The 20394-nt window shown below is 64.6% G+C and carries 23 protein-coding genes; 12 read left to right on the top strand and 11 right to left on the bottom strand.

Features of this window, described 5'->3' with window-relative positions:
- Nucleotides 1-7: 7 nt before the first annotated feature.
- Complete coding sequence (trxB, locus tag FFS37_RS31770) at nucleotides 8-982, bottom strand: thioredoxin-disulfide reductase (RefSeq protein ID WP_137934898.1); 975 nt, start codon at nucleotides 980-982, stop codon at nucleotides 8-10.
- Between the two features lie 253 nt (nucleotides 983-1235).
- On the opposite strand from trxB, the gene FFS37_RS31765 reads away from it, so the two are divergent.
- Both FFS37_RS31765 and FFS37_RS31760 read left to right on the top strand, forming a co-directional pair.
- A complete protein-coding gene (locus FFS37_RS31765) occupies nucleotides 1236-1715 on the top strand; it encodes an Lrp/AsnC family transcriptional regulator (RefSeq protein WP_137934897.1) in 480 nt (159 codons plus the stop codon).
- 272 nt (nucleotides 1716-1987) lie between these two features.
- The gene (locus FFS37_RS31760) at nucleotides 1988-2782 is read left to right on the top strand and encodes a glycosyltransferase family 2 protein (protein ID WP_137934896.1); all 795 of its coding nucleotides are present in this window, start codon (nucleotides 1988-1990) and stop codon (nucleotides 2780-2782) included.
- 3 nt (nucleotides 2783-2785) lie between these two features.
- Here the strand turns inward: FFS37_RS31760 and FFS37_RS31755 are convergent, their stop codons facing one another.
- The 6 genes from FFS37_RS31755 to FFS37_RS31730 form a co-directional block, all read right to left on the bottom strand.
- Nucleotides 2786-3439, bottom strand: a complete 654-nt coding sequence (locus tag FFS37_RS31755) for a D-glycero-alpha-D-manno-heptose-1,7-bisphosphate 7-phosphatase (RefSeq protein ID WP_137934895.1) — start codon at nucleotides 3437-3439, stop codon at nucleotides 2786-2788.
- Nucleotides 3432-4004 carry a D-sedoheptulose-7-phosphate isomerase gene (locus FFS37_RS31750; RefSeq protein WP_137934894.1) on the bottom strand — a complete coding sequence of 191 codons (573 nt, stop codon included), beginning with the start codon at nucleotides 4002-4004 and terminating at the stop codon, nucleotides 3432-3434. Before FFS37_RS31750 ends, FFS37_RS31755 begins: the two co-directional genes overlap by 8 nt.
- Before the next feature lie 7 nt (nucleotides 4005-4011).
- Nucleotides 4012-5502 (bottom strand): D-glycero-beta-D-manno-heptose-7-phosphate kinase, encoded by a 1491-nt coding sequence (gene rfaE1 / locus FFS37_RS31745; RefSeq protein WP_137934893.1) that lies wholly within the window; start codon nucleotides 5500-5502, stop codon nucleotides 4012-4014.
- Nucleotides 5503-5612: 110 nt separating this feature from the next.
- Nucleotides 5613-6245: a LysE family translocator gene (locus tag FFS37_RS31740; RefSeq protein WP_137934892.1), complete on the bottom strand. Its 633-nt coding sequence runs from the start codon at nucleotides 6243-6245 to the stop codon at nucleotides 5613-5615.
- A gap of 41 nt (nucleotides 6246-6286) precedes the next feature.
- Nucleotides 6287-6700: a hypothetical protein gene (locus FFS37_RS31735; protein WP_232375847.1), complete on the bottom strand. Its 414-nt coding sequence runs from the start codon at nucleotides 6698-6700 to the stop codon at nucleotides 6287-6289.
- Nucleotides 6693-6929, bottom strand: coding sequence for a type II toxin-antitoxin system Phd/YefM family antitoxin (locus FFS37_RS31730; RefSeq protein ID WP_137934891.1), 237 nt, complete (start codon nucleotides 6927-6929; stop codon nucleotides 6693-6695). The genes FFS37_RS31735 and FFS37_RS31730 overlap by 8 nt, the downstream gene beginning before the upstream one ends.
- A gap of 144 nt (nucleotides 6930-7073) precedes the next feature.
- Here FFS37_RS31730 and rfaD point away from each other — a divergent pair, with 144 nt between their 5' ends.
- Genes rfaD through waaC form a run of 3 tightly spaced genes read left to right on the top strand, consistent with a single transcriptional unit; the run spans nucleotide 7074 to nucleotide 9978 of the window.
- On the top strand, nucleotides 7074-8024 hold the full coding sequence (rfaD, locus tag FFS37_RS31725) for an ADP-glyceromanno-heptose 6-epimerase (RefSeq protein WP_137934890.1): 951 nt from the start codon (nucleotides 7074-7076) through the stop codon (nucleotides 8022-8024).
- A complete protein-coding gene (gene waaF / locus FFS37_RS31720; RefSeq protein ID WP_137934889.1) occupies nucleotides 7997-9004 on the top strand; it encodes a lipopolysaccharide heptosyltransferase II in 1008 nt (335 codons plus the stop codon). The genes rfaD and waaF overlap by 28 nt, the downstream gene beginning before the upstream one ends.
- Nucleotides 9001-9978 carry a lipopolysaccharide heptosyltransferase I gene (gene waaC, locus FFS37_RS31715; RefSeq protein WP_137934888.1) on the top strand — a complete coding sequence of 326 codons (978 nt, stop codon included), beginning with the start codon at nucleotides 9001-9003 and terminating at the stop codon, nucleotides 9976-9978. Before waaF ends, waaC begins: the two co-directional genes overlap by 4 nt.
- 247 nt (nucleotides 9979-10225) lie before the next feature.
- Here the strand turns inward: waaC and greA are convergent, their stop codons facing one another.
- On the bottom strand, nucleotides 10226-10699 hold the full coding sequence (gene greA, locus FFS37_RS31705; RefSeq protein ID WP_137934887.1) for a transcription elongation factor GreA: 474 nt from the start codon (nucleotides 10697-10699) through the stop codon (nucleotides 10226-10228).
- A 259-nt stretch (nucleotides 10700-10958) separates the two neighbouring features.
- Complete coding sequence (locus FFS37_RS31700) at nucleotides 10959-11504, bottom strand: tetratricopeptide repeat protein (protein ID WP_137934886.1); 546 nt, start codon at nucleotides 11502-11504, stop codon at nucleotides 10959-10961.
- 154 nt (nucleotides 11505-11658) lie between these two features.
- On the opposite strand from FFS37_RS31700, the gene FFS37_RS31695 reads away from it, so the two are divergent.
- From FFS37_RS31695 to FFS37_RS31685, 3 genes are all read left to right on the top strand, one after another.
- Nucleotides 11659-12084: a DUF3775 domain-containing protein gene (locus tag FFS37_RS31695; RefSeq protein WP_137934885.1), complete on the top strand. Its 426-nt coding sequence runs from the start codon at nucleotides 11659-11661 to the stop codon at nucleotides 12082-12084.
- Nucleotides 12085-12429: 345 nt separating this feature from the next.
- Nucleotides 12430-13497 carry an extensin-like domain-containing protein gene (locus FFS37_RS31690; protein WP_232375846.1) on the top strand — a complete coding sequence of 356 codons (1068 nt, stop codon included), beginning with the start codon at nucleotides 12430-12432 and terminating at the stop codon, nucleotides 13495-13497.
- 194 nt (nucleotides 13498-13691) lie between these two features.
- The gene (locus tag FFS37_RS31685) at nucleotides 13692-14498 is read left to right on the top strand and encodes an extensin-like domain-containing protein (protein ID WP_137934884.1); all 807 of its coding nucleotides are present in this window, start codon (nucleotides 13692-13694) and stop codon (nucleotides 14496-14498) included.
- On the opposite strand, the gene FFS37_RS31680 is transcribed toward FFS37_RS31685, so the two are convergent.
- Entirely contained in the window at nucleotides 14499-15188 is a 690-nt protein-coding gene (locus FFS37_RS31680) for a gamma-glutamylcyclotransferase (RefSeq protein WP_210240500.1), read from the bottom strand.
- A gap of 139 nt (nucleotides 15189-15327) precedes the next feature.
- On the opposite strand from FFS37_RS31680, the gene FFS37_RS31675 reads away from it, so the two are divergent.
- Both FFS37_RS31675 and FFS37_RS31665 read left to right on the top strand, forming a co-directional pair.
- Nucleotides 15328-16035: an LssY C-terminal domain-containing protein gene (locus FFS37_RS31675; protein WP_137934883.1), complete on the top strand. Its 708-nt coding sequence runs from the start codon at nucleotides 15328-15330 to the stop codon at nucleotides 16033-16035.
- A gap of 251 nt (nucleotides 16036-16286) precedes the next feature.
- A complete protein-coding gene (locus tag FFS37_RS31665; protein ID WP_137934882.1) occupies nucleotides 16287-17597 on the top strand; it encodes a hemolysin family protein in 1311 nt (436 codons plus the stop codon).
- A gap of 19 nt (nucleotides 17598-17616) precedes the next feature.
- On the opposite strand, the gene FFS37_RS31660 is transcribed toward FFS37_RS31665, so the two are convergent.
- On the bottom strand, nucleotides 17617-18543 hold the full coding sequence (locus FFS37_RS31660; RefSeq protein ID WP_137934925.1) for a DMT family transporter: 927 nt from the start codon (nucleotides 18541-18543) through the stop codon (nucleotides 17617-17619).
- A 183-nt stretch (nucleotides 18544-18726) separates the two neighbouring features.
- On the opposite strand from FFS37_RS31660, the gene FFS37_RS31655 reads away from it, so the two are divergent.
- Complete coding sequence (locus tag FFS37_RS31655; protein ID WP_137934881.1) at nucleotides 18727-19131, top strand: YciI family protein; 405 nt, start codon at nucleotides 18727-18729, stop codon at nucleotides 19129-19131.
- Complete coding sequence (locus FFS37_RS31650; protein WP_210240499.1) at nucleotides 19128-20384, top strand: RNA polymerase sigma factor; 1257 nt, start codon at nucleotides 19128-19130, stop codon at nucleotides 20382-20384. Before FFS37_RS31655 ends, FFS37_RS31650 begins: the two co-directional genes overlap by 4 nt.
- Nucleotides 20385-20394 lie beyond the last annotated feature (10 nt).

Raw genomic sequence — 20394 nt, 5'->3', positions numbered from 1 at the left:
AAGCGGCCTATTCGGCCGCCTCGCGGTGCACTTCGATACCCGCCAGATACTTCTCCGCCTCGAGCGCCGCCATGCAGCCAAGCCCCGCCGCCGTCACCGCCTGGCGATAGATATCGTCGGTCACGTCGCCGGCGGCGAAAACGCCGGGCACGTCGGTGCGCGTCGAATCCGGCGCCGTCCACAGATAGCCGTTCGGCTTCTGCTTGAGCTTGCCGGCGAACAGCTCGACCGCCGGCGCGTGGCCGATGGCCACGAAGACACCGTCGACCTTGAGGTGGCTTTCGGCGCCGGTCACCGCATGCTTGAGCTTCAGCCCTTCGACCGACGGCGGCAGCGGCGCCTTGCCCGGACGCCCGGTGATCTCGTCGACGATCGTGTCCCAGATCACCCGGACATTGTCCTTCTTCAGCAGCCGCTCGCGCAGGATGCGCTCGGCCCGGAAGTCCGAGCGCCTGTGGATGACGGTGACGCTCTTGGCCAGGTTCGACAGATAGAGCGCCTCTTCCACCGCCGAGTTGCCGCCGCCCACGACAGCGACATCCTTGCCGCGATAGAAGAAACCGTCGCAGGTGGCGCAGGCGGACACGCCGAAGCCCATGAAATCCTGCTCGGTGGGAATGCCCAGCCACTTCGCCTGCGCGCCGGTGGCGATGATCAGGGCGTCGGCCGTGTAGGTCGTGCCGGAATCGCCCTTGGCGCGGAACGGGCGCACATTGAGGTCGACCTCGGTGATGATGTCGTTGATGATGTCGGTGCCGACATGCTCGGCCTGCTTGAGCATCTGCTCCATCAGCCACGGCCCCTGGATCGGGTCGGCGAAGCCCGGATAATTCTCGACATCGGTGGTGATCATCAGCTGGCCGCCCTGCTGCAGGCCGGCGACGAGCATCGGCTTCAGCATGGCGCGAGCGGCATAGACCGCCGCCGTGTAGCCGGCCGGACCGGAACCGATGATGAGAACGGGCGCGTGCTTAATGGTCATTTGAAGCCTCTGCGGGGCAGACAACGGATGTGCCTTGGAAAAAGACGTGGAATGTCCGGCGTAATGTAAGGGTTGCCAACCACGCCAGCAAGACGAACGGGCCGTCGTCCCCGGAAAGCTTCGGCCCATGTGGATATTCGCGCGGCGGCCGTTTTCGTTACGGGTCAAAAATCGCGTTGAGAAGGGCTGGCGCCGACACAAAAGTCGTTTAATTACAAAATCGCGAAAGATTCTTGCGCCGAGCTGAGACACGATGCCCCTGAAAGCCGACCTCGACGCCATCGACTGGAAGATCCTGCGCGAGTTGCAGGCGGACGGGCGCATGACCAATGTCGAGTTGTCCAACCGCGTCGGCATTTCGGCGCCGCCTTGCCTGCGCCGGGTCAAGCGCCTGGAGGAGACCGGCATCATCCGCGGCTATCGCGCGCTGCTCAACGCGCAGGCGCTGGGCCTCGACGTCGTCGCCTTCTGCCTGGTCGGGCTGCACCATCAGGCCGATGCCGAGCTGCGCACCTTTGCCGAGCGTACGCGCGGCTGGCCGATCGTGCGCGATGCCTGGATGGTGTCGGGCGAATCCGATTTCCTGCTGCATTGCGTGGCAAGCGACCTCGGCACCTTCCAGACCTTCGTCATCGAGGAACTGACCTCGACGCCCAATGTCGACACCGTGCGCACCGCGCTCACCATTCGCCGGGTCAAGGACGAGGGGCTGGTTTCCTTCGAACGGCCCTGAACCGGCGCCAATCCGGCAGTACCCTTGCCCGCAAAATCCGTGCCGCAGCCGCACGTCCGCCGCGTTGGCGTTCGGCAGACGCTCATATACAAGGGATGAGTGGCAATGCCGGACTGCTTGACTGGGCGCTTGATGGTTTCTCAAGCAATTCCGGGAAAAAGTATGTAACGGTTTTCCCGGGGTAGGCGCGTAACGATTTCCCTCAGGGGGACTGCGTGGAACAGACGGTGCAGGCAGCGACTCCGGGGACGACCCGCCATGGGAAGGGGTCCATGACACGATTTGCAAGCCCGGTCTCGGCGCTCATCATCTGCGTCAACGAGGCCGACATGATCGGCCCGTGCCTGGAAAGCATCGATTTCTGCGCCGAGATCATCATCGTCGATTCCGGGTCGACCGACGGCACCATCGAATGCGTGCAGGGCTATATCGCCAAGGGCTATCCGATAAAGCTGCTGCACAATGACTGGCCGGGCTTTCCGCGCCAGCGCCAGTTCTCGCTCGAGCACGCCAACCAGCCCTGGTGTCTCTCGATCGACCCGGACGAGCGCGTCGACGAACGACTGCGGCAGTCGATCGTGGCCGCGACGCAAGCGAGCGACAACAAGATCGACGGATGGTACATCCGCCGCCGCGATTGGCTGAAAGGCTATGGCTACGCGCATCGCTGGGTGCTGCACAACAGGCTGCTGCGCCTCTTCCGCCGGCAGGGCGCCACCATAGACCTCGGCGCCCGGGTGCATGAATCCTTCCGCGTGCCGGGAGAAACCGCCACGATCGAGGACGGCGTGCTGCTGCACCGCCGCGAAATATCGGTCGAGGAAGACCTGGCGCGCGCCAACAGCTATTCCGGCCTCAAGGCCGTCACGCTGGTCGAGAAGGGCAAGAAGCCCGGCCTGGTGAGGCTGGTGCTCTCGCCACTCGGCAACTTCCTGAAATTCTACCTGGCCAAGCGCTACTTCCTGTGCGGCCGGCACGGCTTCGTCTACTCGATGTCGGTGATGATCTATTCCTTCGCCACCGAGGCCAAGCTCTACGAGGCCTCGGACCGCGACGGCCCCGTGTAGCCTTCAGGATCCGGCGCCCCGTCCGAGATTTTCGATGGCCGCCACGAGGCCGTCGAGATCGTCCTGATCACCCAGGCGCCTGATCGCGAAGCCGGACCGGGCCGAGGCTTCGCCGTCCACAAGCCAGCCTTGCGCCAGGCCGGCACGTTGCCCCGCCTGCATGTCGGCCAGCTTGTCGCCGACGATCAGGGATTGCGGGAGATCAAGATCGAGGCGTTTGGCGGCCTCGACCAGCATGCCGGGATTGGGCTTGCGCATCGGGTGATCGGCAATCCCGAGCGACCCCGTGCCGGCCTCGTGGTAGGCGCAGGCAAGCACCAGATCGACGAACACGCCCTGCGCACGCAGCAGGTCCAGCACCCGGCCGTTCACCGCGGCGAAAGTACTCCAGCCGAAATAGCCGCGCGCGATGCCGGACTGGTTGGTGACGACGACAACGGGGATGCCGATCCGGTTGGCGGCCGCGATCGCCGGCAATATCTGCGGCCTGAGCACGATGCCGGCCGGGTCGCTGGGATAGTCGGTATCGACATTGATCGTGCCGTCGCGGTCGAGAAACAATGCGGGCACGCCCCTGGCGAAGACCTGCGCTCCGACCCGTTCGACCCACAGGCCCGGCTCGGTCAGCCCGTATGGCGCCTGTTGTCCGTCAGCCATTCGAGAGGCGCGTTTCGACCACTTCGCAAAGATAGTGATAAAGGCACAGGTGCCCCTGCTGGATGATCGGCGTCGAGGTCGAAGGCACGTTGAGCAGGATGTCGCAGAGCGGCGCGAGCTTGCCGCCGGTGTCGCCGGTCAGGCCGATCACCGTCATGTCCATCATCCGCGCCTGTTCGGCGGCGGCGAGAATGCTCGGCGAATTGCCGCTGGTGGAAATTGCCAGGAGCACGCCGCCGGCCGCGCCATGCGCCTCGACCTGACGCGAGAACACCGTGTCGAAGCCGTAATCATTGCCCCAGGCGGTCAGCACGGCGGCGTTGGCCGGCAGCGCGATGACATTGTAGGCCTTCCGCTCCTTGAGGAAGCGGCCGACGAGCTCGCCGGCGATATGGATGGCGTCGCTGGCCGAGCCGCCATTGCCGGCGATCAGGAAGGCTTTCCCTTGGGAAAGCGCCGTCACGACGGCGCTCGCCGCCCGTTCCATCTCGCCGGTCAGGTCGCGCTCGACCATTGCAGTGATGGCTGCCGCCGAGCGGACCAGATAGTCGTTCAGTTCGGACATGAAATCCTCAGTTTGTGGAGCCGGCGCGCAGTTTGCCGATGGTGCTGGTGGTGCTTTTGCCGGCGACGAGATCGACAAGCACGACGCGTCCGCCGGCCTTTTGCACCACATCGGCGCCGACCACTGTGTCGATCGTGTAGTCGGCGCCCTTGACCAGAATGTCGGGCAGCAGCGCCTCGATCAGCTTGAGCGGCGTATCCTCGTCGAACACCACGACGGCATCGACGGAGGCGAGCGCCGCCAGCACGCAGGCGCGGTCGTGCTGGTCGTTGACCGGGCGGCCCGGGCCTTTCAGCCGCCGCACCGAGGCATCGCTGTTGAGCCCCAGCACCAGCCGGTCGCACTGGCTGCGCGCCGCGTGCAGCAGGCTGACATGGCCGGCATGCAATATGTCGAAACAGCCATTGGTGAAACCGACGCTCAAGCCTTCTTCCTTCCACGCCGCAACCATGCGCGCGGCCGACGAGGCGTCGAGAATGGCATCCTTGTGGGAGGTCGGCCCATGCGAGCGAAACAGCGCCCCCGTGAGTTCCTCGACGCTCAGCCGGGCAGTGCCACGCTTGCCGACGACGACGCCGCCTGCGGCATTGGCGATCGAGGCTGCCGCGACGGGATCGGCGCCGCCGGCAAGCGCCAGCGCGAAGGTTGCTATGACTGTGTCGCCGGCGCCGGAGACGTCGAACACTTCACGCGCCTGGGTAGCGATGTGGCGCGCTTCCTGCGGGCCTACCACGGTCATGCCCTTCTCGCTGCGGGTGGCGACGACGAAGTCGAAGCCGTGTGCCGAGATCAGGTCGCGGGCGGCCTCAACGATCTCGTCATCGGCGAACACCGCGTGGCCCACGGCCTCGCCCAGTTCCTTGCGGTTGGGGGTAATGGCGGTCGCCCCGGCATAGCGGGAATAGTCGCGCCCCTTGGGGTCGACCAGCACCGGTTTTCCCGCCTCGCGGCAGATGGCGATCAGTTCCGCCGCGACACCGTCCAGCAATATACCCTTGCCGTAGTCGGACAGGATGACGATGTCGGCGGCTGCCAGCGCGGCGCGGAAGTGCCGGACCAGTTCGGCCCGCTCCGCTTGCCCGAGCGGCTTGATCTCTTCCTCGTCGAAGCGCAGCACCTGCTGGTTCAGCGCGCTGAACCGGCTCTTGGAGGAGGTCATGCGTCCGCGCTGCTGCGAAAGGCCCGCTGTCTCGGCGCCAAGTTCGCCCAGCATCCGCACCAGGCTGTCGCCGGCGGCATCGGTACCGAGCACAGAGACCGGAACGGCGCGCGCGCCAAGCGAAACGATGTTGGCGACGACGTTGCCGGCGCCGCCCATGGCCGAGCTTTCGCCGCGCCCGTGCAGCACCGGGATCGGCGCCTCGGGCGAAATCCGCTCGATGACGCCATTGACGAAGCGGTCGAGGATGAGGTCGCCCACCACCAGCACGGTGACGTCGCCAAAGCGTGCGATGGCGCGGTGCAGCGGTTCGGGAGAAGGCGGATTGTGCTTGATCATGTCACTGGCAGCGCGCTGTGAGAACGTCTGAGGGATATATAGGGGTCGAAGACCAGCGGTTCATCGCGATGCCGATATACCGCAATTGGAGCCGGCGCAACGTCGCCCCGTCAGCTCCTCTGCAGGGCAACGTGGACGCCAAGCCCGACCAGCACCGCGCCGCCGGCGCGCTGCATCAGGCGTTGGGCACGGCTCGAACGCCGCAGCCGTCCGACGACAAGCCCAGCCAGGAACACGCAGGCGACGTCGGCCGACGAGAACATCAGATTGACGATGGTGCCCAGGATCACGAACTGCACCCAAACCGGAAACGAGGCGGAGGTATCGATGAACTGCGGCAGGAAGGCCATGAAGAAGATCGCCGTCTTGGGGTTGAGAACCTCGACCGTGATGCTTTCGAAAAAGGCGCGGCGCGCCGATTTGCGCTCGAGAACGGGCAGTGCCATCTCGCCCTCGACGCGCTTGCGGAACAGCGAAACACCGAGCCAGATCAGATAGAGCGCGCCGACCAGCTTGACCGCCATGTAGAGCGGCGGCACGGCGTGGAACAGCACCGACAGGCCGGCTGCGGCGGCAAAGACATGGAAATAGCCGCCGAGATGGATGCCGAGTGCCGCCGTCAGTCCCGACCAACGCCCGCGCGCCATCGTCTGCGCGGCGGCGTAGAGCATGGCGGGGCCGGGAATATAGGCGAAGATCGCCGTGGTGGCGAAGAATGCGATGAGAAGTTCGGTCGACGGCATTTTTGTCCCTTATGGTCCTGCCCTACCCGATTGCAGGCCGTTCAGTCAGCTCGCGGGATAGCTTTGGATTGGCCTGCGCGAACAGCCGCGATGAAAGCCGACATAATTTTTTTGTGCAATGACGGACTGAAGGCACCGATGCGCGCACCCGGTTCGAAATAGGCCGACGATTCCAGAATATCGTGGTTGTACTCGTCGACTATGACCCAAAGCGGTATAGGGTCAAGGCCAGCACGATGGCGCTCAATTTCGGGAACGCCAATGGCCACGCGACCACGGCTCGGCTGTGTGGAGGTGATTGCAAGAATAAAAAGGTTCGTGCCTCCGGTTTTCCCGGGGAGAACGGCGACGAAGGCGACGGGCCTCGTCTTGCGGCCTTCTGTCTCGCCGTCTCCATGTTGGCGATGCCACAGATATGGATATCGCCAAACATCCGCGGCGATGGGTTTAATCACGGTCCAGTTCCGCAGCGTATTCCTCAAGCATCTCGACATGTTCGGGAGGAGCATCCTGCGCCGCATAGACGCGGCGACTGTCGTTGACGAAGCGAGCTTCATAAGCCTCGATACTCATCAGGACATATCGCGGCTTGTTGTGACGGGTGATGGAGACGGGCTGCTGGCTGGCGGCCGCAAGCACGTCACCAAGATTCTGTTTCAAATCTGTCGATGGATAGTGTTTCATGGGGCATCCTGTTTTCGTCCATAATAGACAAAATAGACAAAGCAGACAAGCTTCAAAGGCGACTACAGCGCGACCACCTGCTTTGTCGACAGCCCGGCCGGGCTCCCTTATAAGGACCGGAATCGCAAGCAGCCAGAGGCCTTCATGATCATCGTCACGGGCGGCGCCGGCATGATCGGCTCCAACATCGTCGCCGCGCTCAATGCCGAGGGGCATGACGACATCCTCGTGGTCGACGATCTGACCGACGGCCACAAGATCGCCAATCTCGCCGACCTGAAAATATCCGACTATCTCGACAAGGACGATTTCCTGCCGCGCGCGGAGGCCGGTTCGCTCGGCCGTATCGAGGCCGTCTTCCACCAGGGCGCCTGCTCGACCACCACCGAGTGGAACGGCAAATTCATGATGGAGGTCAACTACGCCTATTCCAAGCGTCTGCTGCATGCCTGCCAGACGCTGCGCGTACCCTTCCTCTACGCCTCCTCGGCCTCCGTCTATGGCGGTGGTTCGGAGTTCCGCGAGGAACCGGCGCTGGAGCGGCCACTCAACGTCTATGCCTATTCGAAAAAGCTGTTCGACGACTATATCAGGCGCACCGTGTTCGACACCGATCATTCGCAGGTCGCGGGTCTGCGCTACTTCAACGTCTATGGCCCGCGCGAGGCGCACAAGGGCACCATGGCCTCGGTCGCCTTCCACCTGTTCAACCAGGTCGAGCAAGGCCAGAATCCGAAACTCTTCGGCGCCTATGACGGTTTCGGGCCGGGCGAACAAAGCCGCGACTTCATCCATGTCGGCGACGTCGCCGACGTCAATCTGTGGCTGTGGAAACGCGGATCGAGCGGCATCTTCAATTGCGGCACCGGCCGTGCCCAGCCTTTCCGAGCCATCGCCGAAACCGTCATCGACACGCTGGGCAAGGGTGAGATCGAGTTCATCCCCTTCCCCGATCATCTCAAGGGCAGCTACCAGAGCTTTACGCAAGCTGATATGTCCCGTTTGCGCGCGGCCGGTTATAATGGCCAATTCCGAAGCGTCGAAACCGGCGTCAGAGACTATGTCGAATGGCTGAAAGCCCAGCGATCCTCGTGATCGGCCCCCGCTGGGTGGGCGATATGGTGATGGCGCAGTGCCTGTTCTCGGCGCTGAAGGAACGCCATCCCGATGCCGCGATCGACGTGCTGGCGCCCGCCTGGGCGGCACCCCTGGTCAAGCGCATGCCGGAGATCCGCCAGCAGATAGACTTTCCGCTCAAGCCCGGCGCGCTCGAATTCACCCATCGTCGCCGCTTCGGCCGCCTGCTGCGGGGCCGCTACGACATGGCCTACATTCTGCCCGGCAGCTGGAAATCGGCGCTGATCCCGTTCTTTGCCCGCATTCGCCGCCGCGTCGGCAACCTGAGGGAAATGCGCTACGGCCTTTTGACCGACATCGTACCGCTGCCCGACGCTTTGAAACGGCGCACCGCGCAGGCTTATTTCGGCCTCGCCCAGGGCGGCACTTTCCGCGCGCCACACCTGACCGTGGATTCCATCAATCAGGCTGCCCTGCTCGACCGCTTCGGCCTCGCCCGGCAGAAATTCGTGGCCCTCATGCCCGGTGCTGAGTTCGGACCCGCAAAGCGCTGGCCGAGCGAGCACTATGCCGGCCTGGCCCGCGACTTCATGAGCAAGGGCTTGAAGGTTGCCCTGTTCGGCTCGAAGAACGATCGCGATGTGACGGCGGAGATCGCAGCCCTCGCACCCGGTGCCGTCGATCTCGCCGGTCAGACCAGGCTGGAGGATGCCATCGACCTGATCGCGGCGGCGAGGCTGGCGGTCTCCAACGACAGCGGGCTCATGCATGTCGCGGCGGCGGTCGGCACGCCGATCGTTGCCGTCTACGGTTCGACCTCGCCTGAGAACACGCCGCCGCTGGCGGAGCGCCGCGAGCTGGTCTGGCTGCATTTGTCCTGCTCGCCCTGCCACCAGAAGATCTGCCCGCTTGGCCACCTCGATTGCCTCAGGACATTGGAAGTCGGGCAGGTCGCGGCAGCGGCCGAGCGACTGCTGGAACTTCCGGCCGCGGCATGAAGGTGCTGATCGTCAAGACATCGTCGATGGGCGATGTCATCCACACCTTTCCGGCGGTCGAGGATGCAAGCCTCGCCAGGCCGGACGTCTCCTTCGACTGGTGCGTCGAAGAGGCATTCGCCGGCATTGTCGCGCTGCATCCGGCGATCGGCACGATCCACACCGTCGCCATCCGGCGCTGGCGCAAGGCGCTGCTCGAGGGCGGCACCTGGCGCGAGGCGGCCGCTTTGCGCCGAACCTTGCGCGACTGCCGGTACGACCTGGTCATCGATGCGCAGGGACTGCTGAAGTCGGCCTTGGTGGCACGGCAGGCGCGCGCGCCGATCGCCGGCTTCGACCGCTCGAGCGCGCGCGAGCCATCGGCGACGCTGTTTTACGACGTTACCTACCGCGTGCCGCGCGACCTGCACGCCATCGAACGGACGCGCCGGTTGTTCGGACTGGCGCTTGGCTACCAGCCCGATCTGTCGACACTTGCTTCGGGGATCGTGTCGCCGCCCGGTGGTCTGGCCGGCATCACCGGGAAAACCGCCTTCCTGCTGCACGGCACCAGCCGCGAGGACAAGAAATGGCCGGTTCAAGACTGGATCGGCACCGCCCGCCTGCTGGTCGAGCGCGGCCTGACGCCGGTCACGACCTGGTCGAACGAACGTGAAAAGGCCGTGGCGGAGGCAATCGCCAAGGCCGTGCCATCGGCGGTCGTGGTGCCAAAATCGCCGCTGGCCGACATTGCCGCCATCCTCGGCCGCTCGACGCTGGTCATCGGCGCCGACACGGGATTGACCCATCTGGCCAGCGCCTTCGGCCTGCCGACGGTCGCGGTGTTTTTGGCGACGGAGCCAGGCTTGACGGGTCCGCGCGGACCCTACGCGTCGACGCTGCTTGCGGCGGCAGGCGAGCGTGTCACGCCAGCGGAGGTCGTGGCCGAGGCGGAAAGGTTGCTGGAGCTTAAGGTCCGCACCGGCAGCGAGTGATTTATCCAATCGATTCAATCGGAAGAGTTAGCGCCGCCCCTCATCCGCCTGCCGGCACCTTCTCCCCGTATAGTGACGGGGAGAAGGGAGCTGCGCGCAAAGCTAGCGCCCTGCCGGCAACGTTGAGATTGGCGAAATCATAGGTGACAGCGTCTTTCTCCCCGTCACTATACGGGGAGAAATGCCCGGCAGGGCAATGAGGGGCAGCGCAAACCTTCGCTTGAATAGGCGCCTGCGCCAAAGTCCCTTAAATAAATTGCACCTGGACGATCTCGTAGCCCCGGGCGCCGCCGGGCGCGTTGACCTCGATGGCATCGCCGACTTCCTTGCCGATCAGCGCGCGGGCAATGGGCGAGGAGATCGAGATGCGGCCCGACTTCACGTCCGCCTCCTGGTCGCCGACGATCTGGTAGGTCTTCTTTTCCTCGGTATCTTCGTCGACCAGAACCACGGTGGCGCCGAACTTGACCTTGTCGCCGCTGAGCTTGGTGACGTCGATGACCTCGGCGCGCGCGATCAGGTCCTCGAGCTCGTTGACGCGGCCTTCATTGAGGCTCTGCGCTTCCTTGGCGGCATGGTATTCGGCATTTTCGGACAGGTCGCCATGCGAGCGCGCTTCGGAGATCGCCTCGATGATGCGCGGCCGCTCTTCCTGCTGGCGCCAGCGCAGTTCTTCCTTCAATGACGCGAACCCGTCGCCTGTCATCGGGACCTTGTTCATGATGCCTGACCTTTCCTGCCGCCGCCCCCGCGTTTCGGGGGAAGCCTTGTCGTTGGGTATAAAAAGAAAACGGTCCGCCAGCCTCGGGCTAACGGAACCGTTTCACCGCAATTTCCCAAGATATAGCAATCTTGGCGGGTTTTTCACGCCCAAAAATCGGTTTTGTTAAAATCCTCACCACTTTCGCGGAGACAAGCCCGCGGCAGCAAAAAAGCGGCCACGAGCGATCGCGGCCGCTTCGAGGAGCCTGAAGGGCCTGTCAGCTCCTCATGAAATGCTCGATCTGCTCGGCCAGCATGCCGTATTCGCGCGATCCCTTGCCGGTGCGCTTCTCGATTTCGGACAATTGCTGCTGGGCGCCGGCCAGATCGCCGATCTGCAGATGGGCCTCGCCCAGATATTCCCGCACCAGCGTGTAGTTCGGGTCGATGCGCAGCGCCTCCTCGTAGTAGCCCAGCCCGACGGCGACGCGGCCCGAATGGCGGTGCGAGTAGCCGAGATAGTTGAGGATGCGCGGATCCTGCTTGTTGGCGGCAAGGGTGAGCACCGTGATCGCCTCGTCATAGCGTCCGGCCATGGCCAGGTCATGCCCGGCGTCATAGATGCTGTCGTCGTCCAGCATGCCTTCCTGGGGCGCAACGCACTTTTTCTTCTTCTTGTCCCAGACCTCGCCTTTCTTGCATTGCGTGACGGTCTGGTTGCCGCCGCCGCCGGAAGTATCGCCGCCCGCGGCAAAGGCCGGAACCGCTATGAACTGCAGAGCGATAAGCGCGCTCGCCGCCTGGATCAGCACTCTTTTATGCATCGAAGCCTCCTGGAGGGGTGAGAATTACAACACTAACGCGGCACGGCCCGCGTTTCATCCCGGAAAAACATGGGGACCGCAGATGATCAGGTGACGGACGCGGCAAATCCGTTATCATCGCCGCCGACAAGGACTGAGCCCACGGAGACGGCCAGTGCAGCGGCGGCTTGAAAAGGACTGGGAACTTTCGATCGGCCCCGACACCGTGCGCCTGTTCATCCTCAAGGCCAAGGCGCTGAGCGCCGCCGTCAACGAGGACTATGCCGACGGCGCCGAACACGAGATCGAGCTCGACGGCGACATCAACGACAATCACCATCATGACGGCCTCGCCGAGGAAAGCTCGGAAAACCTCACCGAGGAGGAGCTGCGCGAGCTGATCAACGACCTCAATGTCGATGAAGCGGCCGAACTCATCGCCCTCGCCTGGGTCGGGCGTGGCGACTACGACGCTTCGGAATGGGCGGACGCCGTGACGGCCGCGCGCGAACGCGCCAACAAGCGCACGGCGAAATACCTGCTCGGCATGCCCTTGCTCGCCGACTGGCTGGAGGAAGGCCTCGAAGCCATCGGCGCGTAACGGTGCGGTTACCGATTGTGATCGCGGCAAGCGCCCATGCAGGCAACTTCGGCACGCCGGCGCCGTTTGGGAACGATGGCAACGCTGAGCTTTTCCCGACTTTGCGCTTTGGCGCTGCCTCTGGCGGCCACGGCTCTGCTGGCGACGCCGGCAGACGCCAGGCATCGTCACAAATACCACCAGCCGCTTACGCCTCGCATGGAGCAGCCGCTGACCCAGCGAGCGGATCAGCCGGCAAGACCTCGATACAAGCACCGCGTGAAGCCGCGCGGCAGGCAGCATGTCGCTCCGCAGCCTGTGCAACCGGAGGCTCCCCAACCCGTGCAACCGGAGGCTCCCCAACCCGTGCAACCGGAAGCTCCCCAGCCTGCGCAACCGGAGAAGCCGGACCAGACCGTTGCACCGGCGGTCGTTCCGGTGCCGGAGCCGCGCCCCGAGGTTGCCCACGATGATAACGCTGCCCACGATGATAAGGCTGCCCCCGATAATGGGGATGCCACGGCCGGGCGCAATCTTGAACAGGACAAGCGCGCTCGTGCGTCACACGACGCATCCAACCTGCTCAACGAGGAAAAATCCCGTCCGCAAAGGCAGGCCCGTCCCGAACCTGCCGCCCCGGAACCAGGCGTCGAGAACGAGCCCGAACCGCCCGAAATCGCGCCCACGCCGACGCCCAAGCCCGACAAGTCCAAGCCCGACACTTCCGGGCCTGACGCGGCGAAGCCCGGCGCGGCCGAGCCCGGTGCCGCCGAGCCTGAGGCCCAGACGCCACTTACGGCGCCAAAGCCGCCGGAGAAGCCGGCTGATGCGGACGGCAGCAAGAAAATGCTCCCCGATCCGCGTTCGGCCGACCGTCCTGCCGACAAGATGCCCGAGGGGGAAGTCGCCTGTCGTGAACGACTGAAGGCGCTTGGCGTCGAATTCGAGGAGCACAAGGCCGAAAGCGACCCCGAGATCGGCTGCTCCATCCCCTACCCCATCGTGCTGAAGAGCCTGGGCAAGTCGATCGCGATCTCGCCGGGCACCGAACTCAACTGTCCCATGGCCGAGGCGGCGGCGCGTTTTGCCGCCGACGTGATCCAGCCGGCGGCGAAAGCCGACTTCGGCGCCGAGCTGAAATCGATCGATCAGGCTTCGGCCTTCGTCTGCCGGCCCCGCCACGGCACCCGCAAGCTGTCCGAACACGCCTTCGGCAACGCGCTCGACATTGCCAGCTTCAAGCTGTCGGACGGCACGGAGATCAAGGTCGGCCCGACGCCACCGGAAAAGGATGCGAAATTCCTGAACGCCGTGCGCAAGGCCGCCTGCGGTCCGTTCAAGACGGTGCTTGGCCCCGGCGCCGATGCCGACCACACATTCCACTTCCACCTCGATCTGGAGCCGCGCCGCCACGGCGGCACCTTCTGCCAGTAGGAAAGCCCAGCCGGCCGCCGCAATTCGGCCGCAGGCATGAATGCGGGCGCTGAGCTTTCCTTTACCCTTGATCGTTAAAATGCCTGGTATCCGAACCATGACCCCGAAAAACGGGAACCGGTTTTCGGAAAAGATCATGGTCAGGCAAAGTTCGAACCTGACCACAGATCAGGTTCGAACCAGGATTTCCGCCAATGGCCGGCAGATTTCGCGCAGTGTTCCTCGCCACCGCGCGCCGACTGAAACCCGCGACGCTGCTTTCCGCGGCCCTGGCGCTTGCGGCGGTCTCCGCCTGCAACACCGGCAGCGTACTGTCGCTGCAGCCGGCCGTCGATGTCGGAGCGCAGACATCGGCCGTGCCGCAATATCAGGGCATGCAGAGGCTTGTGCCCTCCAACCCCTATATGACGCAAGCCGCCTATCCCCGCATGGACGAGCCGCTGTCGCAGCCGGAGCAGATGCCGGCCGGCGAGATCGACTGCCGCAATGAGTTGAAGCGCCTCGGCGTCGTCTACACCGACATACAGCCCATCCACCAGGGCCAGTGCGGCATCGATTTCCCCGTCAAGGTCTCGGCCATCGGCAGCGTCGAGATGAAACCGGCAGCCACGCTCACCTGCAACATGGCCGCCACTTTCGCCGCCTGGACGAAGAACGAGCTCGTTCCCTCCGCCCGCTGGCGCTATTTCTCCGGCGTCAAGACCATCCACCAGGGCTCCAGCTATTCCTGCCGCAATATCGCCGGCGAAGGTGTTTTGTCCGAGCACGGCAAGGGCAACGCGCTCGACGTCATGAGCATCGAACTCAACAATGGCGACGACATCGACGTGCGCAAGCCCGGCCTGTTCGCTTTCCGCACCCGAGGCTTCCTCAACAATGTGCGCGCCGACGGCTGCCAGTATTTCACCACGGTGCTCGGCCCGGGCTACAATTACGACCACCGCAACCATTTCCACTTCGACATCAAGAACCGCAAGAGCGGCTATCGCGCCTGCCGCTGATCAGGCCTTTGAATGTGACGCCGTCGAAGCGATGATCCGACCCGCGACCATGTCCTGTATCCGCCACAGGTTACGGTCGCGGATACCGTTTTCCTCCAGTTTGCTGACGGTCCGGAACAGATATTGTGCGGAGGAGCCCCAGTGCCCGGCGGCGTGCGCCAGAGTATGCGCCACCCGCTCCAGCGGCAGCCGTCCGGCATAGGCCGGACCTTCGGGAGCCGCGACGAAAGCCAGGGCAAGCAACGGGCCGTCCTTTGTCTTCACCTTGATCCAGCGCGGTATGTTGGTTGGCGGATTGGCATCGATCTCCCGGCGCATCAACAGGCCGAGCTGCCCGAAATGATCCTGGTCAGGCAACCGGTAGACGATGCCGTTGCAACTGCCACCCCGGTCCAGGGCCAGCATCAGCGCCGGAAATTCACGGGTGCCGCGCCAGCGTGTCAGCCGCATGCAGAATGAACGGTGCCATCCAGGCGCGGTGGCCAGACGCTGTTCGACAAATGTGAATTCGGGATTCCAGATCAGCGATCCGTAGGCGAACACCCAGAGCGCCTCCGGCCGATGCTCGCCAAGCAATTGCTCGACGACGGCATCGAACTCGCCGTCGGTATGTTCGCTGGTCCCAGGATCGGGACCTGGATCGGGCTCTATGCGCTCCACCCGTGCAACGAGTTCGGCATTCAACGCCATTGGCCCACGGCGTGCTGGTTTTCCCACTCTTGCCCCCATACGCGCCAAACTGTGATCGACGATAACCCCGTCAGGCATCGCTTGCCATTGATTTCCCGGGCTTGGCAGGCAAGAGATGCGCCGAGTTTCGGGTGACATGATGAGCCAACGAAGCCTTCGACGACGCGCGACGACCTGGTTCCTGGCGATCTGCGCCGCCTATCTGGCATTGGCCTATGTCGCCGCGCCCGGGTTCTGGACGTGGCGCGATCGCGGCTTTCGCAACCAGCGCTTCGAGATGGTGACGCATACGCCGCAAGGCATTCCCGGCGACCCGATCAATATCGGCCTTGTCGGTACGGAAAGGGAGGTCGTCCACGCCTTCGCGCTCGCCGGCTGGGACACCGCCGACGCGGTCACGCTGAGGACCGCCATCGATATCGGCGAAAGCGTCCTGTTCTCCCGCCCCTACCCGGACGCGCCGATCAGCCGATTGTTGTTTGAGGGCCGGCCCCAGAACCTTGCCTTCGAGCTCCCGGCCGGCATCAGCGCCGACCGGCGCCATCATGTCCGGTTCTGGCAGACCGGCGCCACAGGCGACGATGGCCGGCCGCTATGGCTGGGCTCCGCCAGCTTTGACCGCGGCGTGGGCCTGAGCCACGACACCGGCGCCATCACCCATCACATCGGCCCCGATATCGATGCGGAACGCAATTTCATCATTCAGAGCCTCGACGGCGCCGGCCAGATGATCTCGACCAGCGACTTCGCCGGAATCGGCGCCACCAGAACCGGCCGCAATGGTGGCGGCGATCCTTATTTCACCGACGGCAAGGCGGTGATTGGCGTGCTGAAGGACTTGCCCTGACGCCGGTCGGGTCGTGGTGATCACGATCTTGCCGAGCCGGCGGCCGGGAACCTCGGGCGGGAAAAACATCGTCATTCACGCCGTCTGACCAGTGACGCGCACGCTCACGCCAAAGGTACGCGTCGTCGTCGACGCCCTCATCGAGCGTTTTTCGGCGCCGCACTGGGACGATGCCTGAAAGTCACCCGTCATATTCCAAAAATAACGACGGACTATTTTCGAGCGCCCCGCCACAATGCTATTGAGCCCACATGCTATACGTCGAAATCGCTATCGTGGTCGTCCTCATCTGCGTGAACGGCCTTCTGGCAATGTCCGAACTCGCCATCGTTTCTTCGCGGCCAGCCCGGCTCAAGGCAATGATCGACCGCAATGTCAGCGGCGCCGGCCGCGCCTTGGCGCTCGGTTCCAATCCCGGCAAATTCCTCTCCTCGGTGCAGATCGGCATCACCCTGGTGGGCGTGCTTTCCGGCGCCTTCTCCGGCGCCACTCTGGGCGACCGGCTTGCCGTGTTCCTGGCCTCCACCGGCATGCGCGAGAGCATCGCCGATCCGCTCGGCGTCGGCATTGTCGTTGCCGTCATCACCTATTTCTCGCTGATCATCGGCGAACTGGTTCCCAAGCAGATAGCGCTACGCGATCCCGAGCGGGTTGCTGCCAGAGCGGCCCCCGCCATGACCATTCTTGCCACGATCTCGGCCCCGCTGGTGTTCCTGCTCGATATGTCCGGCCGGACCGTCCTGTGGCTGCTTGGCCAACGCGGCGAAGCCGAGGAAAAGGTCACCGACGAGGAGATCAAGATGCTGGTCGCCGAGGCCGAACATCACGGCACCATCGAATCCGACGAGCGGCGCATGATCGCCGGCGTCATGCGGCTTGGCGACCGCGCCGTGCGCGCCGTGATGTCGCCGCGCACGGATGTCGACTGGATCAATCTGCAATCCGATGAAGCCACGATCCGCAGACTCTTGATGGAGACCCAGCATTCGCGCCTGCCCGCCGGCGATGGCAGCGTCGACGCCATGGTCGGTGTCATCCAGACGCGCGACGTCCTGGCGGCGCTGCTTGGCGGCCATGTGCTCGACCCGCGCAAATATGTGCGCGCCGCACCCATCGTTCACGACCAGGCCGATGCGCTCGACGTCTTGCAGAAGTTGAAGGAAAGCGATGTGCCGATGGCGCTGGTGCATGACGAATACGGCCATTTCGAAGGCGTCGTCACGCCGGCCGACATCCTGGAAGCCATCACCGGCGTCTTCCGCTCCGACCTGGAGGCCGGCGAGGAGGAGAACGCCGTCCAGCGCGAGGATGGATCCTGGCTGCTCGCCGGCTACATGCAGGCCGACGAGATGGCCGAGGTGCTGGGCATCGACCTGCCGGAAAACCGCGACTACGAGACCGTCGCCGGCTATGTCCTGTCGCACATGCACCATCTGCCGGCGACCGGCGAATGCGTCGACGCGCAGGGATGGCGCTTCGAGGTGGTCGATCTCGACGGCCGCCGTATCGACAAGCTGATCGCCACCCGCCTGCCCGACGGCCATCGCCCGGTGGCGCGCTGAGACGAACGCCCGCCCGGCCTCAAACGGCGGCTTCGATCGGCTCGGCCAGCTTCGGGTTCGAACGCGCCGCGATCAGGCAGCTGGCCACGATCAGGCCGGCTCCCGCCAGTGTCGTCCACGTCACCGCCTCGTCGAAGAAGAACCAGCCGAGCGCGATCGCCCAGATGAAGGCCGAGTATTCGGTCGGGATCAGATATTGCGCTTCGGCGCGCGCATAGGCCCAGCTCATCAGGAACTGGCCGGCGAGCGACAGCGCCGTGACACCGGCCAGCGGAAGCCACAGATCTCTCGGCAACGCCACGGCGAGCCATGGCGCCGCGAGGCCCAGTATGATCGCGATGCTCAGGTTCTGGAAAAGCATGATCTCGATCGGCTTGGCCACCATCGCCTGCTGCCGCGCGAGGATCAGGTTGTAGGCGTAGAACACGGTAGAAGCCAGCACCGCGATCGTGCCCAGAAGCGCATCGCGTGCATAGGTGGCGTGGCCGAACTGTCCGGCAACGATGATCGCGACACCGGCTATTCCGGCGAGCGAAGCCCATATCGCCCGACGCTGGATGCGCTCGCCAAGCAGCAGCGCGGCAAGCAGCAGCGCGAACAGCGGCGCAACGAAACTCAGCCCGATCGCCTCGGCGAGCGGAAGCCTGGCCAAGCCCCAGAAGAACGACAGAAGCACGATGCCGACCACCACGGCGCGCAGCGCGTGCAGCCTCAGCACGGAAGGGGAAGGCAGCGAGCGCCCCCCTGCCAGCCAGCCCGCGCCCGCCACAACGGTCGCCAGCATGCTGCGCCACAGCACCGTGTTGTAGACGCCGACCGCGATGACCAGCACCTTCATCGCCGCGTCCATGCCGGACAGGAGGAAGATGGCGAGCGCGCAGACGAGCACGGGAATTGCGGGGGATGCTGCGCCGGCGAGGCTGGATGACTTCACGGATATGCTCAGTTGACGGATTGCAGCCGGATATATCAGGGCGCGATGGCGTGGCCAGATGGCAGCCCCGCCCATGTGGCGGTCCAACGCCCTGGCCTGCGGCATGATCGAGATCAGAACTTTTTTCGCCGCCTTGTCGATTCCGTTGTTGTCCGTTCGTCGTATCATCGAACCAATCCAACCAAGGAGAAGACAATGCGGTTCATGATGCTGATGATTCCCGGGGGCTACGCAGAGGCGGCGCCCGATGTCATGCCCGATGCCAAGGCGGTGGAAGGGATGATGAAATACAATGAGGAGCTGAAGAAGGCAGGCATCTTGCTGGCGCTCGACGGGCTGCATCCGCCGTCATCGGGCGCGCGGGTCAGCTTCAAGGGCGGCAAGCCCGTCGTCACCGACGGGCCCTTCGCGGAGGTCAAGGAGGTGCTCGGCGGCTATTGGGTGATCGACGTGCGCTCGCGTGAAGAAGCCATCGAATGGGCCCGCCGCTGCCCGGCCGGGGAGAATGACGTGATCGAGATTCGCCGGGTCTTTGAAATCAGCGAGTTCCCCGAGGACGTCCAGAAGGTGGCGGAAGGCTTCATCGAGTTGAAAGATTGACAGCCACAGCCACCATCGAAGCGGCCACCATCGAAGCGGTTTGGCGGATCGAGCAGCCGAAGCTCACCGCCAGGCTCGCCCGTTATGTCAGGGATATCGGGCTGGCCGAGGAGATCGCGCAGGACGCCTTTGTGCTGGCGCTCGAGCGCTGGCCCCGGGACGGCATTCCGCGCAACCCGGCCGCCTGGCTGACCGAGGTCGCCAGGAACCGCGCGCTCGACCGGCTGCGCCGCACCACCATGATCGACGGCAAGCATCGCGAACTCGCCATCGACCTTGCCGAACTCGAGCGCGAAATGCCCGACATCGAAACCACGCTCGACGAGGATATTGACGACGACCTCTTGCGGCTGATCTTCACCGCCTGTCACCCTGTCTTGCCCGCCGAGCAGCGCGCGGCCCTTGCCTTGCGCCTCCTGGGCGGGCTGTCGACGCCGCAGATCGCCCGCGCCTTCCTGGTGCCTGAAGCCACCGCCGCCCAACGCATCGTGCGCGCCAAGCGAACGCTGCGTGATGCCGCGATCCCGTTCGAGACGCCGCGCGCCGACGAACGGCGCGAACGCCTCGCCGCCGTGCTGGAAGTGGTCTATCTCATCTTCAACGAGGGCTACGTGGCGACAACCGGACCGGACTGGCTGCGCGCCGATCTCTGCGGCGAGGCGTTGCGCCTCGGCCGCTCCCTGACGGCGCTGATACCGGATGAGCCCGAGGTGCGGGGGCTGGTGTCGCTGATGGAGTTCAGCGCCTCACGTTTTCCCGCGCGCACCGGCAAAACCGGCGATCCGGTCCTGCTGCTCGACCAGGACCGCGGCCGATGGGACTGGTCGCTCATCCGGCGCGGCCTCGACGGCCTGAACCGGGCCATGGCCCTGACGCCGACGCCCGGCCCCTATCTGCTGCAGGCGATGATCGCGGCCTGCCATGCCCGCGCGGCGACGCCGGGCGACACCGACTGGATAGCGATATCGGCCTATTATCAGGCGCTTTCCCTGGCTGCCCCCTCGCCGATCGTCGAGATCAACCGGGCCGCGGCCGTCTCCATGGCGTTCGGCCCGGCACAGGGTCTGGCCATCGTCGAGGCGTTGCGGGACGAGCCGCGCCTGAAGGATTCGCATCTGTTGCCGACCGTGCGAGGCGATCTCCTGGAAAAGCTGGGGCGCCCAGTGGAAGCCCGCGCCGCCTTCCGCCAGGCCGCGCAATTGACCGGTAATGACAGGGAGCGCGCGCTGCTGCTCGCCCGCGCAGGCGATTAGGCGGAACAAT

Origin of the sequence: Mesorhizobium comanense (assembly GCF_005503535.1) — a bacterium.
GTDB lineage: Bacteria > Pseudomonadota > Alphaproteobacteria > Rhizobiales > Rhizobiaceae > Mesorhizobium > Mesorhizobium comanense.
The sequence above is the reverse complement of the archived record's forward strand: the minus strand, read 5'-3'. Positions and strand labels throughout refer to the sequence as shown.

Bases quoted from the DNA above. Each gene is read 5' to 3' on its own strand.
- trxB (WP_137934898.1), bottom strand. From the start codon at position 982: ATGACCATTAAGCACGCGCCCGTTCTCATCATCGGTTCCGGTCCGGCC.
- FFS37_RS31765 (WP_137934897.1), top strand. From the start codon at position 1,236: ATGCCCCTGAAAGCCGACCTCGACGCCATCGACTGGAAGATCCTGCGC.
- FFS37_RS31760 (WP_137934896.1), top strand. From the start codon at position 1,988: ATGACACGATTTGCAAGCCCGGTCTCGGCGCTCATCATCTGCGTCAAC.
- FFS37_RS31755 (WP_137934895.1), bottom strand. From the start codon at position 3,439: ATGGCTGACGGACAACAGGCGCCATACGGGCTGACCGAGCCGGGCCTG.
- FFS37_RS31750 (WP_137934894.1), bottom strand. From the start codon at position 4,004: ATGTCCGAACTGAACGACTATCTGGTCCGCTCGGCGGCAGCCATCACT.
- rfaE1 (WP_137934893.1), bottom strand. From the start codon at position 5,502: ATGATCAAGCACAATCCGCCTTCTCCCGAACCGCTGCACCGCGCCATC.
- FFS37_RS31740 (WP_137934892.1), bottom strand. From the start codon at position 6,245: ATGCCGTCGACCGAACTTCTCATCGCATTCTTCGCCACCACGGCGATC.
- FFS37_RS31730 (WP_137934891.1), bottom strand. From the start codon at position 6,929: ATGAAACACTATCCATCGACAGATTTGAAACAGAATCTTGGTGACGTG.
- rfaD (WP_137934890.1), top strand. From the start codon at position 7,074: ATGATCATCGTCACGGGCGGCGCCGGCATGATCGGCTCCAACATCGTC.
- waaF (WP_137934889.1), top strand. From the start codon at position 7,997: ATGGCTGAAAGCCCAGCGATCCTCGTGATCGGCCCCCGCTGGGTGGGC.
- waaC (WP_137934888.1), top strand. From the start codon at position 9,001: ATGAAGGTGCTGATCGTCAAGACATCGTCGATGGGCGATGTCATCCAC.
- greA (WP_137934887.1), bottom strand. From the start codon at position 10,699: ATGAACAAGGTCCCGATGACAGGCGACGGGTTCGCGTCATTGAAGGAA.
- FFS37_RS31700 (WP_137934886.1), bottom strand. From the start codon at position 11,504: ATGCATAAAAGAGTGCTGATCCAGGCGGCGAGCGCGCTTATCGCTCTG.
- FFS37_RS31685 (WP_137934884.1), top strand. From the start codon at position 13,692: ATGGCCGGCAGATTTCGCGCAGTGTTCCTCGCCACCGCGCGCCGACTG.
- FFS37_RS31680 (WP_210240500.1), bottom strand. From the start codon at position 15,188: ATGGCGTTGAATGCCGAACTCGTTGCACGGGTGGAGCGCATAGAGCCC.
- FFS37_RS31675 (WP_137934883.1), top strand. From the start codon at position 15,328: ATGAGCCAACGAAGCCTTCGACGACGCGCGACGACCTGGTTCCTGGCG.
- FFS37_RS31665 (WP_137934882.1), top strand. From the start codon at position 16,287: ATGCTATACGTCGAAATCGCTATCGTGGTCGTCCTCATCTGCGTGAAC.
- FFS37_RS31655 (WP_137934881.1), top strand. From the start codon at position 18,727: ATGCGGTTCATGATGCTGATGATTCCCGGGGGCTACGCAGAGGCGGCG.